General features: G+C 71.6%; 12 protein-coding genes. 4 read left to right on the top strand and 8 right to left on the bottom strand.

Annotated features, from left to right (window positions below):
* Positions 1 to 59 precede the first annotated feature (59 nt).
* On the top strand, positions 60 to 1,544 hold the full coding sequence (locus tag ACIP63_RS30890) for a peptidoglycan D,D-transpeptidase FtsI family protein (RefSeq protein ID WP_401522188.1): 1,485 nt from the start codon (positions 60 to 62) through the stop codon (positions 1,542 to 1,544).
* Positions 1,545 to 1,601: 57 nt separating this feature from the next.
* On the opposite strand, the gene ACIP63_RS30885 is transcribed toward ACIP63_RS30890, so the two are convergent.
* A complete protein-coding gene (locus ACIP63_RS30885) occupies positions 1,602 to 3,110 on the bottom strand; it encodes an FAD-dependent monooxygenase (protein ID WP_401522185.1) in 1,509 nt (502 codons plus the stop codon).
* Positions 3,111 to 3,171: 61 nt separating this feature from the next.
* Between ACIP63_RS30885 and ACIP63_RS30880 the strand changes: the two genes are divergently transcribed.
* The gene (locus tag ACIP63_RS30880; RefSeq protein WP_401522183.1) at positions 3,172 to 3,789 is read left to right on the top strand and encodes a TetR/AcrR family transcriptional regulator C-terminal domain-containing protein; all 618 of its coding nucleotides are present in this window, start codon (positions 3,172 to 3,174) and stop codon (positions 3,787 to 3,789) included.
* Positions 3,790 to 3,888: 99 nt separating this feature from the next.
* On the opposite strand, the gene ACIP63_RS30875 is transcribed toward ACIP63_RS30880, so the two are convergent.
* Genes ACIP63_RS30875 through ACIP63_RS30850 form a run of 6 tightly spaced genes read right to left on the bottom strand, consistent with a single transcriptional unit; the run spans position 3,889 to position 9,955 of the window.
* Positions 3,889 to 4,758: a phosphogluconate dehydrogenase C-terminal domain-containing protein gene (locus ACIP63_RS30875; protein ID WP_401522180.1), complete on the bottom strand. Its 870-nt coding sequence runs from the start codon at positions 4,756 to 4,758 to the stop codon at positions 3,889 to 3,891.
* Positions 4,758 to 5,552 (bottom strand): sugar phosphate isomerase/epimerase family protein, encoded by a 795-nt coding sequence (locus tag ACIP63_RS30870; protein WP_401522178.1) that lies wholly within the window; start codon positions 5,550 to 5,552, stop codon positions 4,758 to 4,760. The genes ACIP63_RS30875 and ACIP63_RS30870 overlap by 1 nt, the downstream gene beginning before the upstream one ends.
* Positions 5,540 to 6,334: a triose-phosphate isomerase family protein gene (locus ACIP63_RS30865; RefSeq protein ID WP_401522175.1), complete on the bottom strand. Its 795-nt coding sequence runs from the start codon at positions 6,332 to 6,334 to the stop codon at positions 5,540 to 5,542. Before ACIP63_RS30865 ends, ACIP63_RS30870 begins: the two co-directional genes overlap by 13 nt.
* Positions 6,334 to 6,858, bottom strand: a complete 525-nt coding sequence (locus ACIP63_RS30860; protein WP_401522173.1) for a ribose-5-phosphate isomerase — start codon at positions 6,856 to 6,858, stop codon at positions 6,334 to 6,336. The genes ACIP63_RS30865 and ACIP63_RS30860 overlap by 1 nt, the downstream gene beginning before the upstream one ends.
* Positions 6,858 to 8,594 carry a dihydroxyacetone kinase family protein gene (locus tag ACIP63_RS30855; RefSeq protein WP_401522170.1) on the bottom strand — a complete coding sequence of 579 codons (1,737 nt, stop codon included), beginning with the start codon at positions 8,592 to 8,594 and terminating at the stop codon, positions 6,858 to 6,860. Before ACIP63_RS30855 ends, ACIP63_RS30860 begins: the two co-directional genes overlap by 1 nt.
* Complete coding sequence (locus tag ACIP63_RS30850) at positions 8,594 to 9,955, bottom strand: MFS transporter (protein ID WP_401522167.1); 1,362 nt, start codon at positions 9,953 to 9,955, stop codon at positions 8,594 to 8,596. Before ACIP63_RS30850 ends, ACIP63_RS30855 begins: the two co-directional genes overlap by 1 nt.
* Before the next feature lie 244 nt (positions 9,956 to 10,199).
* Here ACIP63_RS30850 and ACIP63_RS30845 point away from each other — a divergent pair, with 244 nt between their 5' ends.
* On the top strand, positions 10,200 to 10,940 hold the full coding sequence (locus ACIP63_RS30845) for a FadR/GntR family transcriptional regulator (RefSeq protein WP_401522164.1): 741 nt from the start codon (positions 10,200 to 10,202) through the stop codon (positions 10,938 to 10,940).
* Positions 10,941 to 10,944: 4 nt separating this feature from the next.
* On the opposite strand, the gene ACIP63_RS30840 is transcribed toward ACIP63_RS30845, so the two are convergent.
* Complete coding sequence (locus ACIP63_RS30840; protein WP_401522482.1) at positions 10,945 to 11,721, bottom strand: HAD family hydrolase; 777 nt, start codon at positions 11,719 to 11,721, stop codon at positions 10,945 to 10,947.
* Between the two features lie 120 nt (positions 11,722 to 11,841).
* Here ACIP63_RS30840 and ACIP63_RS30835 point away from each other — a divergent pair, with 120 nt between their 5' ends.
* Positions 11,842 to 14,418 carry a bifunctional FO biosynthesis protein CofGH gene (locus ACIP63_RS30835; RefSeq protein WP_401522162.1) on the top strand — a complete coding sequence of 859 codons (2,577 nt, stop codon included), beginning with the start codon at positions 11,842 to 11,844 and terminating at the stop codon, positions 14,416 to 14,418.
* The last annotated feature ends 79 nt before the right edge of the window (positions 14,419 to 14,497 follow it).

Raw genomic sequence — 14,497 nt, 5'->3', positions numbered from 1 at the left:
GGACATCGATGGTGCGGCCCGTGTGCGTGTGTGCTCGGCTGCCTGGGAGCGGGAGCACGATGAACAGGCCGTTGCGGCACATAGCCATCTTCTGCGGGCTGCTGATGCTTGCTCTGCTGGTACGGGCCAACTGGCTCCAGTACGCGCAGAGCGAGGAGCTGGCCACCCACGAGCACAACCGGCGGGTCAAGATCACCCAGTTCGCCACCCCGCGTGGGGACATCATCGTGGGCGGCAAGGCGGTCACGGGGTCGAAGGCGGTCGAGGGGACCGACTTCAAGTACCAGCGGACGTTCAAGCAGGGTCCGATGTACGCCCCCGTCACGGGCTACGCCTCCCAGGCGCAGGGCATGTCCCTCCTGGAGAACACGTACGACAGCGTCCTCAGCGGCGAGGACGAGCGCTTCGCCTTCCAGCAGGCCAAGGACGTCCTCACCGGTGAGGAGCGGCGCGGCGGCAACGTGGTCACCACCATCGACCCGAAGGCGCAGGAGGCGGGCTACAAGGGCCTGAGCGACCTGGACGCCCGGGGAGCGGTCGTCGCCCTCGAACCGTCGACGGGCAAGGTCCTCGCCCTGGTCTCGACACCCTCGTACGACCCCTCGGTCTTCGCCGGCAACTCCTTCAAGGAGGGCGACAAGTTCCAGGCCCTGGTCGACGACAAGGGCAAGCCGCTGGCCAACCGGCCGTTGCGCGAGACCTTCCCGCCCGGCTCCACCTTCAAGATCCTCACGGCTGCCGCCGCGTTGGAGCACGGCGTCGTCACGGACGTCGACGCCCCCACCGACGCGGTCTCCCCGTACCCCCTGCCGCTGTCGTCGAGCAAGATCAGCAGTGAGGCCGGCGACGCGGTCTGCAACAAGGCGTCGATGAAGACGGCCATGCAGTACTCCTGCAACAACGTCTTCCTGGACGCCGCCCTCAAGGTGGGCGACCAGGGGATGCGCGAGACGGCCGAGAAGTTCGGCTTCAACGCGGACGTCTACTCCGAGGCCTTCGGCGACATGCTCGCCACCAAGAGCCTCTACCCCGAGAAGCTCGACAAGCCCGGCACCGCCCTCACGGGCATGGGCCAGGGCAGCCTCACGAGCACCCCGATGCAGATGGCCATGGTCACGGCGGCCCTCGCCAACGACGGCAAGCTGATGCAGCCGTACATCGTGGACAAGCTGGACGGCCCGGACCTCTCCACGCTGGAGGAGCACGAGCCGCAGCTCAAGAGCGAGGCGGTCTCCGAGGAGACGGCGAAGAAGGTCCAGGAGATGATGGAGTTCACCGCCAAGGAGGGCAGCGCCAAGCGCGCCCTGATCGACGGTGTGACGGTGGGCGGCAAGACGGGTACGGCCCAGCGCGGCGACGACGTGAGCAAGGAAGTCCCGTACGGCTGGTTCGTCTCGTACGGCAAGAACTCCGACGGCCGGTCGGTGGCGGTCGCGGTGTTCATCGACCCGACGGCGATGGACATCTCCCGCTCGGACATCTCCGGCGGTGGCCTGGGCGGCCCGATCGCCAAGGAAGTGATGAAGGCGGTGCTGGGCAAGTAGGCCGGCGCTCCCGGCGCGCACCCCGTCAGTGAGAGGTCGCGGACAGATATGCGTACGTCATGTCCGGTTTCTGTCTCCTCGACTTCCCACTGACCGAGGGGTGCCGCGGCGGTGGGTGGTGGCTGCCGCCGCCTGCGCCTCGGCCCGCAGGGCTTCGGCCTCGGGCTGCTCGCTCGCCCAGGCGATGTGTCCGTCGGGGCGGATGAGCGCGGCACGCACGGTGGACCAGGCGGGACGTGAGTCCGGCTCGGCTGCGGTGTGCGTGATGACGTGGGGGATGGAGTCGGGCGCCGGGGTGCCGGTGAAGTGCAGGAGGATGTGGCGGCCGGTGCGGAGCAGGGTGAAGAGGTCTGTGCCGTCGGCGAGTCGAAGATTGGGCGCGCGGTGGCCGGCCAGGGGGTGGTGGGGCGCCGCAGCCGGGTAGGCGACGGCAAGCGCCGAGAGCCGTTCGGCCAGGTTCCGGGAGAACTCGGGCACGGTGGCGATGAGTTCGCTGAGCAGGGTGCGTAGGTCCTGACCCTCGGCCGAGTGGGCGTTCATCAGGGCCGTCTGCGCCCGGGTGCCGAGCAGCAGGTCGGCGCCGACCGGGTGGCGTTCGGTGTGGTAGCTGTCCAGGAGCCCGTCCGGGGCCGTGCCCGCCAGGGTCGCGGCCAGCTTCCAGCCGAGGTTCGTGGCGTCCTGGAGGCCGACGTTGAGGCCGACGCCTCCGGCCGGGTAGTGCATGTGTGCGGCGTCGCCCGCGAGCAGGATGCGGCCCTTGCGGTAGGAGGCGGCCTGCCGGGTGGCGTTGCCGAACCGGGAGAGCCAGTGCGGGTCGCGCATCCCGAAGTCGGTGCCGGCGATCCGGGTCACCTTGGCGCGGAGGGCGTCCAGGGTCAGTTCGCCGGGGTGGTCCGGGCCGTCGCTGTCCGGGTCGCCGCCGACGATCCGGTGGACGCCCTCCGGCAACGGGACGACCATGACGCCGCCGGCCGGACCCGACGCGGCGTACACCGCACCCTCGGGCGGGGCGTCGAGGACGACGTCGCCGAGCCAGCCCCAGGTCGTGGCGTCGGTGCCGGGGAAGGCGATCCCGGCGGCCCCGCGCACGGTGCTCCGGGTGCCGTCGCAGCCGACGGCGTACGCGGTGCGCAAGGTGTACGGGCCTTCGGGGCCGGTCGCCTCCAGGGTCACCCCGTCCTCGTCCTGGGTGAGGCCGGTCACCCGGTGCCCGCGCCGGATGTCGGCGCCCGCGGCCAGGGCGCGTTCCTCCAGCAGCTCCTCGGTGCGGGCCTGCGGCAGGGCGAGCGTGAAGGGGTACGGGGTGTCCAGGGCGCTGAAGTCCATCCGGCTGTCCAGGCCGCCGAAGTGCCCGCTGGGGATGCGCCGCCCCTCTGCGAGGAAGGGGTCCACGGTGCCCCGGAAGGCCAGGATCTCCAGCGTGCGGGGGTGGAGGGTGAGGGCCTTCGAGTGCGGGTCGCGCTCGTGCCGGGCCTCCAGGACGGTGACGGGCGTCCCGGCCAGGCGCAGTTCGGCGGCCAGCCACAGGCCGGTGGGCCCGCCTCCCGCGATGACGACGTGTTCCATGGGGCGACTCCTTCTTTCTTGGTCAGTGACCAATGGCGTGGGTGCCCAGTAGACTAGGTCGGTGACCAAGAAGCAAGCGGAGAGTCCCGCGTCCGTCCGGCTCGGCCCTGACGCGGTGGTGCGTGCGGGGCTGGAGCTGCTGGACGAGAAGGGCGCGGACGGTCTCTCGATCCGGGGCATCGCGGACCGGCTCGGCGTACGGATGAACACCGTGCTCTGGCATGCCAAGACCAAGGCCCGGCTGCTGGAGCTGATGGCGGACGCGATCCTGGCCGAGGTGCCGGTGGAGGGGCTGCCCGAGCCCTGGGAGCCCCGCGTCCGCGGGCTGTTCCACCGCTACCGCCGGGCTCTGCTCGCCCACCGGGACGGCGCCAGGATCGTGGCCGGCACGTACGCCGCCGAGCCCGCCACGCTCCGCTTCGCCGAGCTGACGGTCGAGGCGCTGCTGGCCGGCGGACTGAGGGAGCGGGAGGCGGTCTGGACGGCCTGGACCCTGGTCTACTTCACCCTCGGGCTGGCCCAGGAGGAGCAGGCGCTGCCGGACGCGAGGGGCCCGGTGTTCGCCCGACGGCTGGGTGCGGGGGAGTACCCGTCACTGTCCCGGGCCGCCGAGCACTTCGAGGACGCCTCCTTCGACGAGCGCTTCGACTACGGGATCTCCCGCATCCTCGGGGTGTGAGGCGAGAGGACATGCGGAGGGCCGGGCCCTCCACCCCTGATGGAGAGCCCGGCCCGGTTTCGCGGGGACCTGAGCGGTGGCGCCGGTGTCAGGACCGGGTCAGCGCTTGATCTCCTTGATCTTGAGCATCCGCGTGATGACCTTGTCGAGCTCGTCGTCCTTGAAGACGTTCTTCCAGTCGTCGCGGACGATCGACTCGCGGCCGTAGTCCATCGCGATCAGGCACGCGTCGGAGAACGGGTTCGAGCCCTTGAGCGTGTTGGCCAGCGCGACCTGGGTGTGGCCGAGCAGCATCGCGCGGGCCGCCTTCTCCGGGACGCCCACCGTGTGGACGGTCTCGTGGAGGGCCTCGGTCAGCAGGGCGCCGACCATGCAGGCGATCGTCTCGACGAGGGTCGGCTCCAGGACCGCGAGCTGCTTGACCGTCACCCAGTGCACCTCGACGACCGGGGCGTACATCGTGGAGATGACCGCCTCGGCGAGCTCCTGGGCCGACGGGTCGGCGGACTCGGCGGCGGGCTCGAAGGAGGCGACGACCTCCTGCGGGGCGGCGATGCCGCCGAAGGTGTCCGCCCACTCCTCCTTCGTCGTCCGCTCCAGGAACACCGACGGGTGGCACGGGTGCGCCACGGCGTTGTGCACGTCGGCGCGGCGGGTCAGCAGACCGGCGTACGCGGCTGCCGGGTCCAGGGTCAGCAGGATCGCGCCCGGCTTCATGACCGGGACGAGCTGATCGGAGACCGTGCCGAGGACGACGTCCGGGACGGCGAGGATCACGACGTCGGCCTGTGCGGCGGCGTCGGCGCTGTCCGTGAGCTCGCGGCCGAGCTCGCGGATCAGCTCCTGGCCCTTGGGGGAGTTCTCGGCGAAGAGGGTGGTGAAGTCGCTCTTGACCAGGTTGTTCGAGACGCGCCGGCCCATCTTGCCTGCGGCCCCGATGACGGCGACGGTCCTGGATCCGGTGGCCATTACTTGCTCCTCAGAAGGGTGTTGATGCTGTGCCGGGTCCACTGGTCCTCCAGGCGGGCGGTCTCCTCGAAATCGCCCTGCCAGGGGAGCCAGTGCTCCACGATCTGGTTGATGCCCCGCTCGTCGGGACCGACCTTGCGGATCATGTCGTCGTAGTCGAGGAGGCCCTCGCCGAGAAGGCAGCCGGCGTAGGTGAAGCCGACCCAGCCGTCGCGGCGGGAGAACGAGAAGTCCTTGACGTGGATGTTCACCACGTACGGGGCGGTGGCGTCGACGACGTCCACCGGGCGCTCCAGGCGGGCGACGCTGTTGCCCGGGTCGAGGACGACGCCGAGATGCGGGCTGTCCACACCTCGTACGACGGCCAGCAGGTCGTCGGTGGAGACCTGTTCGTAGGTCTCCAGGCCGAGGGTGACGCCCGCCGCCGCGTAGGCGGGGACGGCCTCGCGCAGGAGCGCGGTGGCCTCCGCGGCGGACGGCCGGTGGTCGGCCGTGTTCAGCATGGAGCGGACCAGGGTGACGCCCAGGCGCCGCGCGATGCGGAGGTAGGTGGCGAGGTGCTCGGTGCGTACGCCCCTGGTGCCCAGCTCCAGCGTGATGCCGTGGCCGGCGGCGGTGGCGCGCAGGGCGTCGAGCTGTTCGTCGTCGTACGACTCGATCAGCGGGTAGTCGCAGATCTGGAAGACCTCGCCGCCCAGTTCACGGGTCTCGGCGAGCATCTCGTCGAGGGAGAGGGGGCGGGGGGCCCTGTCCGAGAGGCGCCAGAAGAAGGCGTAGGTGCTCAGGCCGTACACGCGGCGGCCCCTTCCCGCGCCTCGTCGAGGATGCGTTCCACCGCTGCCGGGTCGTGGGCGAAGCGGCCGAGGAACAGGCCGTCGACGCACGGGCCCAGCTCGGTCAGCAGCCCCGGGCCCGCGCTGCCGCCGTAGATCACGCGGCTGCCGGCCAGGGAGGGCTGGGTGGCGAGCCAGGCCGTGAGGGCCTCGCAGACCGTGCGGATGTGCTCGGGCGAGGCGGGCCGGGGGGCGCCGATGGCCCACTGCGGTTCGTACGCGAGGACGACCGGGGCGAGGGGGCCGTCGTGGGCCGCCGTGGCCAGGACGCGTTCGGCCTCGGCGACCGTGCGGGCGGCGGCTTCGGAGGGGGACACCTGGTCGAGTTCGCCGACGCAGAGCACCGGGGTCAGCCCGTTGCGCAGGGCGGCGGCCGTCTTGGCGGCGACGACCGTGTCGCCCTCGCCGAAGAGCCGGCGGCGCTCGGCGTGCCCGACCTCGGCGTAACGGGCGCCGATCTCGTGCAGGTGCGCGCCGCTGACCTCGCCGGTGTACGGGCCGGAGTCCTGGGTGGCCAGGTCCTGCGCCCCGGTCCGTACCTCCGTACCGGCGAGGATGCCGGTGACGGGGACGAGCGCGGGGAAGGCGGGCAGCACGAACAGCTCGGCCGTGCCGTCGGTGACGGCCGGGTGCCGGGTGGCCAGATCCGCGATGCTGCGGGCCCAGTTGAGGGTCTCGTGGTGGCCGAAGTACATCTTCAGGCTCACCCCGATCGTGACCCGGGGGCGGTTCTGCGCGGGCATCAGGCTGCGGCTTCCTGCTGGTTCTCGTAGTCGTCCATCAGCGCGACCTTGGCGGCCGACGCCGACGCCTCGTCGAAGCGGTACGTCAGCCACTCGGAGGCCAGCCGGCGGGCCAGCTCCAGGCCGACGACGCGCTGGCCGAAGGTGAGGACCTGGGCGTTGTTGGAGAGCACCGCGCGCTCGACGGAGAAGGAGTCGTGGGCGGTGACGGCCCGGATCCCCCTGACCTTGTTGGCGGCGATGGCCACGCCGAGGCCCGTGCCGCAGACCAGCAGGGCGCGGTCGGCCTCGCCGCGGGCGACCATCTCGGCCGCGGCGATGGCGACCTTCGGGTAGGCGGTGTGCCCGTCGGCGTCGACACCGACATCGGTGACGGCTTCGACGAGGCCGCTGGCCTCCAGGTCCTTCCTGAGGGCTTCCTTGTACGCGTAACCGGCGTCGTCGGAGCCGACGACGACGCGGAGCTTCCCGGACGGCTTCTCGGACCGCTTCTCGGACCGCTTCTCGGACCGTTTCTCGGACATCAGTGGTTCTCCAGGGTGGGTACGAACACGTCGTGCACGGCACGGACGATCAGGGCGAGCGAGTGGGCTCCCGCGTCCGGGGTGCCGAGGCTCTTCCCGGCGTGCGGGCGGGCGCGGCCCATCCGCGGGAGCAGGTCCGCCGTGGCCTCGGCGGCGGCGGACGCGGAGTGCGCGGCGGTGTCCCAGGCGGTGGCCAGGGGCTGCCCCGCGTCGGCGGCGGCCGTGAGCGCGTAGGAGAAGGGGACGAGGACGTCGACCATGGTCTTGTCGCCGACCTCCGCCTTCCCCAGCTCCATCACGCCCGCCGCGGCCCGGGCGACTCCGGTGGCGACCACGGGGGCCGTGGGCCGTTCGGTGTCGCCGAGCGCGGTGCCGAGCGCCCGGAGCATGACGCCCCACAGGGCGCCGGAGGTGCCGCCGGCCCGGTCGGCCCAGGCATCGGCGGCCCAGTGCAGAAGCGTTTCTGCACCGGCGCCGAGCGCTTCGGCGCGGGCAGCCGCCTCGTACGCCCCGGTGGAGCCGCGCTGCATGCCGATGCCGTGGTCCCCGTCACCGGCGACCGCGTCGATCCGGCCGAGCTCCTCGGCGTGGACGTCGACGGTCTCCTTGAGGACGCGCAGGGCGGCGAGGGCCGTGCGGGCCGCCTCGCGGGAGGCGTCGGTGGCGGGCGGGACGGCCTCCTCGGCCGTCTCCGCCGACGGGTCGGGTACGTACAGGTCCGCCGCCTCGACGGTGCCCTTGCGGTAGGCGGGGGCGTCGGCCGGGGCCGTCCACAGGGGCTCCAGCTCGTCGGTGAGCCAGCACAGGGTGAGCGAGACACCGGCCATGTCGAAGCTGGTGACCAGCTCGCCGACCTCGGGGTCGACGGCCTCCACACCGGCCTCGGCGAGGAGTTGGGCGACCCGGCGGTAGACGACGAACAGCTCCTCGTACTTCACCGAGCCGAGGCCGTTGAGGATCACCGCCGCCCGCTCGCCGCGCGGGGACCCGACGCCCTCGGGGAGCTCGCCGAGGACGGTGGCGACCAAAAGTTCGGCCGCCTCGTCGGCGGTCGGTACGGGCTGCTCGCCCATGCCGGGCTCGCCGTGGATGCCGAGGCCTACGGCCATGCGGCCCTCGGGGACGGTGAACAGGGGGTGGTCGGCGCCCGGGAGGGTGCAGCCGGAGAACGCGACACCGAAGGACCGGGTACGGGCGTTCGCCAGCTCGGCGATCCTGGTCACCTCGTCCAGCGGCAGTCCCGCCTCGGCCGCGGCCGAGGCCGTCTTGAAGACGACCAGGTCCCCGGCGACACCGCGGCGCTTGTGCGCCTCGTCGGGTGAGGCGCTGGACATGTCGTCCGTGACGCCGAGCGTGCGGGTGGGGACGCCCTCGGCGGTGAGCCGGGCCGCGGCCTGGCCGAAGTGCAGGACGTCGCCCGCGTAGTTCCCGTACGCGAGGAGGACGCCGCCGCCGGTCTCGGCGGCCCGCGCGACCTGGCGCACCTGGTGGGCGGAGGGGGAGGCGAAGACGTTGCCGACGGCCGCGCCGTGCGCGAGGCCCTGGCCGACCAGCCCGGAGAAGGCCGGGTAGTGGCCGGAGCCGCCGCCGACCACCACGGCGACCTGGCCGGGGGCGGTGCGGGTGGCCCGGACCACGCCGCCGGGGACCTGGCGGACCCTGCGGGGGTGGGCGGCTGCGAAGCCTTCGAGTGCCTCGTCGGCGAAGGCGGCGGGGTCGTTGGACAGGCGGGTCATCAGCGGACCTCTGCGAGGGGCCGGCCCTGGTTCGCGCCCCGGCCCCTGGACCGGTTGGCGAGCCACAGCATCAGCGCGGCGGACATGAGCATGAAGGCCCCGACGAGGAACAGCGGCAGGTAGTAGGCACCGCTGAAGTCCTTCAGCCAGCCGGTGACGTAACCGGCGGCGAAGCCGGCCACGTTGCCCGCGGTGTTGATCAGGGCGATACCGGCCGCGGCTGTCGCGCCGGTCAGGAACTGCGAGGGGACGGACCAGAAGACCGGCAGCGCGGCGAAGATCGCACAGGCGGTGACGGTGATGACGGCGACCGTGGCGGCCGGTGAGCCCATGTAGAGGGCGACCGGGATCGAGATACCGCCGACGACGGCCGGACCCGCGATGTGCCAGGTGTGGACGCCGTGCCTGGTGGCGTGGCGCGACCAGAAGTAGAGGACGATCGCGGCCGGGAGATACGGGATGGCGGTGATCAGGGCCTTGTCCATCACGCTGAACGTCGTGCCGAACTGCTCCTGGAAGCCGTTGATGATCGTCGGCAGGAAGAAGGCGAGGGCGTACAGGCCGTAGATGAAGCCGAAGTAGATGAGCGCGAGGATCCAGACCCGGCTGTTGGTGAAGGCGGCCTTCAGGGCGGCCTTGCCGTGGTTGGCCTTCTCGTCCGCGCCGGTCTTGCCGGCGTTCTCGGCGGCGAGCTCCTTCGTCAGCCAGTCCCGTTCCTCGGAGGTCAGCCACTTCGCGTCGGCCGGCTTGTCGATCAGGTAGAACCAGGCGATGACGCCCAGCAGGATCGCCGGGATCGACACACCGAGGAACATCACGCGCCAGCCCTCGAGGCCCAGGAGCCCGTGCTGGTTGATGAACCAGCCGGCCAGCGGGGCGCCGATGACGGTGGTCAGGGGCTGCGCCAGGTAGAAGAGGCCGAGCACCTTCGTACGGTGCCGGGAGGGCACCCACTGGCTGAGGAAGAGGATCGCGCCGGGGAAGAAGCCCGCCTCGGCGACACCGAGCAGGAAGCGCAGCGTGTACAGCTGCTCGCTGTTCTGCACCCAGGTGAAGAGGAGGGCGACGACGCCCCAGCTCACCATGATCCTGGCCAGCCAGCGCCGGGCGCCGAACTTGTGCAGCGCCATGTTGCTGGGCACTTCGAGAATGATGTAGCCGATGAAGAAGACGCCGGAGGCGAAGCCGAACTGCGCCGCGGTGAGGGCGAGGTCCTGCCCCATGCCGTTGGGCTCGGCGAACGAGACCGCCGTCCGGTCCAGGTAGTTCACGAAGAACATCAGGGCCACGAAGGGGACGAGCCGGATCGAGACCTTCTTGATCGCTGATCTCTCGATCGCTGAATGCGCAGTGGCGCCCATGGAAGACTCCTCGCTTGCGGACCGCTTTGTCCGGTTCCGTGTCTACTCCGGCAGGCGAAGGCGAACCGTGGAAGGTTGTGTTTCCGGCCGGTGAACAACTCCAAGCTAGCCTCGGATCCTAAATTGGTCACCAATTTACCAAAGTGACGTAGGTCGCTCCCCTGAGCTCTTCTCCTGGGCCGATGAGCGCGTTATCGTCCGCCCGCCCCGGGGTTCCGCCGCCCCGTCTGATGTACTGGTCAGCGTGTCCACGCAGCCCGAAGCGCCCGATTTCACGTCACTTCTGCGCCCCGTCGTACGGGAGTCCTCGGTCAGTGAGGTGGCCAAGCGGCTCCTTGATCACCTGTCCGAGGGGAACCTGAAGCCGGGCACGCGCCTGCCCGCCGAGCGTCAGCTCGCCGACGCCCTCGGCGTCGCGCGGTCCAGCGTGCGCGGGGCGCTGTCCGCGCTGGACGTCCTGGGCATCATCGAGATCAGGCCCGGCTCCGGTTCGTACGTCCGCGAGGGGACCTCGGAGTTCCTGCCGCGGGCGATCAACTGGGGCCTGATGCTCGGTCAGCGCCGCACCCAGGACCTGGTCGAGGTCCGTACCTTCATGGAGGGCATGTCGGCGCGGCTGGCCGCGGACCGGGCGTCCGAGGCGGACGTGGAGCGCCTGGAGGAGCACCTGGAGCGGATGCGGGAGGCGGGGACGGACGTCAAGGCGTTCATCGACGCCGATATCGCCTTCCATCTGGAGACCGCGAACATCGCCCGCAACACGGTGCTCAGCGACATCCTGCACTCCATCCGGGCGCTGCTCCAGGTGTGGATGGAGCGGGCGGGAGACATCGAGGGCACGGTCAGCGGGACGCTGCACGAGCACGGGGCCGTGCTCGACGCGATCCGGGCGGGGGACCCGGAGGGCGCGGACGCTGCGATGGCCGAGCACATGAGGCTGGCCAGCGACCGGCTGCGGCTCTCGCTGCGGGGGGATGAGGAGTAGGAGCTCAGGCTCGTACCTGCTCGGACGGGGCTGAATCCTCGGGCGGGTTGGCCTCCTCGTGCGGAGCCGAACCCTCGGGTGGGGTGGCCTCCTCGCGCGGCGCGGGCTCCTCGGGCCGGCCCGGGGCCGGCCTCCGCCGCGCGGTTCCGCCCAGCAGTCCCGGCAGTTCGGTCAGGGCGCTGATGCGCCAGTCCGCCGTCTCCAGGACGTCCGGGTGGTCCGCCCACCAATGTCCGTACGGGCCACGGCGGATGTGGGCCGCCCGCAGTCCGGACGACTTCGCCGGGAACAGGTCGTCGGCGGGGTGGTCCCCCACGTACAGGGTGGCCTCCGGCGAGGCGCCCGACACCTCCAGCACGCGGTCGAAGAACTCCCGGTCCGGTTTGGTGACACCCCACTCCTCCGAGGTGACGACCAGGTCGGCCGGCAGGTCGAGGGCCCGCAGCAGCTCTCCGGCCCGGGCCGTCCGGTCGCCCGCGACGACGACCCGCAGGCCGAGCGCGCGCAGTTCGGCCAGGGCCGGGCGGACGTCGGGGTAGAGGTCCGTCTCGCCCAGGTGCTCGCCGCGCCCGGCCGCCGCCCGGGCGTGGTACGCCTCGCCGACGTCCATGCCGGGGCGCAGGATGCGCAACGCGTCGGTGCCGTCGCGGCCCTGGGCGACGGCGGCGCCGACCAGGGCGCTGACGGTGTGCGGCGGGACCCCGAGCCAGTCGGCCCACGAGGCCCAGTGGCGGTCGTCGCGGACGAGGGTTTCTCCGATGTCGAAGACGATCGTTTCCATCACCTCCCCGAGCCTACGGGGCAAGCGGGACATAACGGCCAAGGCGCCAGTGCCGACGGGGTGGTTACGCACGGCAGAGGCCCCGGTCCGGAAGGAGTGACGCGCTCGTATGCTCGGATCATGACCGTTCCTCAGCGCCCCACGACCAACGCCATGCGGCGTGCCCTCCGGAGGGCCCGCGACGGTGTCGCCCTCGACGTGGCCGAGGCCGCCGTCCTGCTCCAGGCGCGGGGGGAGGACCTGACCGATCTCGCCGCGTCCGCCGCCCGGGTCCGGGACGCGGGTCTCGAAGCCGCGGGCCGGCCGGGAGTGATCACGTACTCCCGCAAGGTCTTCATCCCGCTGACCCGGCTCTGCCGGGACACCTGCCACTACTGCACGTTCGTCACCGTGCCGGGGAAGCTCAGGCGCGCGGGCCACGGGATGTTCCTGTCGCCGGACGAGGTCCTCGACATCGCCCGGAAGGGCGCCGAAATGGGCTGCAAGGAAGCCCTGTTCACGCTCGGCGACCGGCCCGAGGACCGATGGCCCGAGGCGCGGGAGTGGCTGGAGGCCGAGGGGTACGACGACACCCTGGCGTATGTGCGGGCCATGGCGGTGCGGGTGCTGGAGGAGACGGGGCTGCTGCCGCACCTGAACCCCGGTGTGATGACGTGGACGGACCTGCAGCGGCTGAAGCCCGTCGCGCCGTCCATGGGCATGATGCTGGAGACGACGGCGACCCGGCTGTGGTCCGAGAAGGGCGGCCCCCACTACGGCTCTCCCGACAAGGAGCCTGCCGTCCGGCTGCGGGTGCTGGAGGACGCCGGCCGGTCCAACGTGCCGTTCACCACGGGCATCCTGATCGGGATCGGCGAGTCGTACGAGGAGCGCGCCGACTCCCTCTTCCAGCTGCGCAAGACGGCCCGCTCCTACCACGGCATCCAGGAGGTCATCGTCCAGAACTTCCGCGCCAAGCCGGACACCGCGATGCGCGGGATGCCGGACGCGGAGCTGGAGGAGCTGGCCGCCGCGATCGCCGTCGCCCGCCACATCCTGGGCCCCTCGGCCCGTATCCAGGCCCCGCCGAATCTCGTCGACGCCGAGTACGCCCTGCTGATCGGCGCGGGCATCGACGACTGGGGCGGGGTCTCGCCCCTCACCCCGGACCATGTGAATCCCGAGCGCCCCTGGCCGCACATCGACGAACTCGCGGCCCGTACGGCCGAGTCCGGGTTCCAGTTGCGAGAACGCCTCACCATCTACCCGGAGTTCATCCAGCGCGGCGAGCCCTGGATCGACCCCCGCCTGCTGCCGCACGTGCGCGCGCTCGCCGACCCGGAGACGGGCCTGGCGAAGGAGGACGCGATCCCGGCCGGGCTGCCCTGGCAGGAGCCCGACGAGGAGTTCGGCTCGTCCGGCCGTACCGACCTGCACCGCACCATCGACACCGAGGGCCGCACCGGCGACCGGCGCGACGACTTCGACGAGGTGTACGGCGACTGGGAGGCCCTGCGGGAGGCCGCCGCCCCCGGCATGGTGCCGTCCCGTATCGACACCGACGTACGCCAGGCCCTGAGCCAGGCCGCCGACGATCCCACGAAGCTCACCGACGACCAGGCCCTCGCCCTGCTCCACGCGGACGGGGCGGCGCTGGACGAGCTGTGCCGGATCGCGGACACCCTGCGTCGTGACGTGGTCGGTGACGACGTCACCTACATCGTCACCAGGAACATCAACTTCACCAACGTCTGCTACACCGGCTGCCGTTTCTGCGCCTTCGCCCAGCGGCGTACGGACGCCGACGCCTACACCCTCTCCCTGGACCAGGTCGCCGACCGTGCGGCGCAGGCATGGGACGTCGGCGCGGTCGAGGTCTGCATGCAGGGCGGCATCCACCCGGACCTGCCCGGCACCGCGTACTTCGACATCGCGCGGGCGGTGAAGGAACGCGTGCCCGGGATGCACGTCCACGCCTTCTCGCCGATGGAGGTCGTCAACGGCGCGACCCGCACCGGCATGTCCATCCGCGACTGGCTGACCGCGGCCAAGGAGGCCGGCCTCGGCTCGATCCCCGGCACCGCCGCGGAGATCCTGGACGACGAGGTCCGCTGGATCCTCACCAAGGGCAAGCTGCCGACGGCCGACTGGCTGGAGGTCATCAGGACGGCGCACGAGACGGGCCTGCGCTCCTCGTCCACGATGATGTACGGCCATGTCGACCAGCCCCGGCACTGGCTCGGTCACTTCAGGACGCTGGCCCGCCTCCAGCAGGAGACTGGGGGCTTCACGGAGTTCGTGACGCTGCCGTTCATCCACACCAACGCCCCGGTCTACCTGGCGGGCATCGCGCGCCCGGGCCCCACCGACCGCGACAACCGGGCCGTCACGGCGATGGCCCGCCTCCTGCTCCACCCGCACATCACCAACATCCAGACCAGCTGGGTGAAGCTCGGTGCGGAGGGCGCTGCGGAGATGCTGCGCTCGGGCGCCAACGACCTGGGCGGCACCCTGATGGAGGAGACCATCTCGCGTATGGCGGGCTCCAGTTACGGCTCGTACCGCTCGATCCAGGACCTCGTCGCCATCGCCGACCTGGCGGGCCGGCCGGCGAAGCCGCGTACGACGCTGTACGGCGAGGTCCCGGAGGAGCGGGTCACGGCCGCGGCGGCGTCGGACGGCCACCTGCCGGAACTGCTGCCGGTGCTGCCGCGGTAGCGGAGCACCTGCCGCTTCCGGAGCCGCGCGGCCGGGCTCCGGAAGCGGCTGCTCGCAACTGCCGTTCTGGGTACGTCAC

The sequence above is a fragment of the Streptomyces sp. NPDC088746 genome, from assembly GCF_044751065.1.
Classification (GTDB): Bacteria; Actinomycetota; Actinomycetes; order Streptomycetales; family Streptomycetaceae; genus Streptomyces.
The sequence above is the reverse complement of the archived record's forward strand: the minus strand, read 5'-3'. Positions and strand labels throughout refer to the sequence as shown.

Coding starts and splice junctions, on each gene's coding strand:
- ACIP63_RS30890 (WP_401522188.1), top strand. CDS start 60: ATGAACAGGCCGTTGCGGCACATAGCCATCTTCTGCGGGCTGCTGATG.
- ACIP63_RS30885 (WP_401522185.1), bottom strand. CDS start 3,110: ATGGAACACGTCGTCATCGCGGGAGGCGGGCCCACCGGCCTGTGGCTG.
- ACIP63_RS30875 (WP_401522180.1), bottom strand. CDS start 4,758: ATGGCCACCGGATCCAGGACCGTCGCCGTCATCGGGGCCGCAGGCAAG.
- ACIP63_RS30865 (WP_401522175.1), bottom strand. CDS start 6,334: ATGCCCGCGCAGAACCGCCCCCGGGTCACGATCGGGGTGAGCCTGAAG.
- ACIP63_RS30860 (WP_401522173.1), bottom strand. CDS start 6,858: ATGTCCGAGAAACGGTCCGAGAAGCGGTCCGAGAAGCGGTCCGAGAAG.
- ACIP63_RS30855 (WP_401522170.1), bottom strand. CDS start 8,594: ATGACCCGCCTGTCCAACGACCCCGCCGCCTTCGCCGACGAGGCACTC.
- ACIP63_RS30850 (WP_401522167.1), bottom strand. CDS start 9,955: ATGGGCGCCACTGCGCATTCAGCGATCGAGAGATCAGCGATCAAGAAG.
- ACIP63_RS30840 (WP_401522482.1), bottom strand. CDS start 11,721: ATGGAAACGATCGTCTTCGACATCGGAGAAACCCTCGTCCGCGACGAC.
- ACIP63_RS30835 (WP_401522162.1), top strand. CDS start 11,842: ATGACCGTTCCTCAGCGCCCCACGACCAACGCCATGCGGCGTGCCCTC.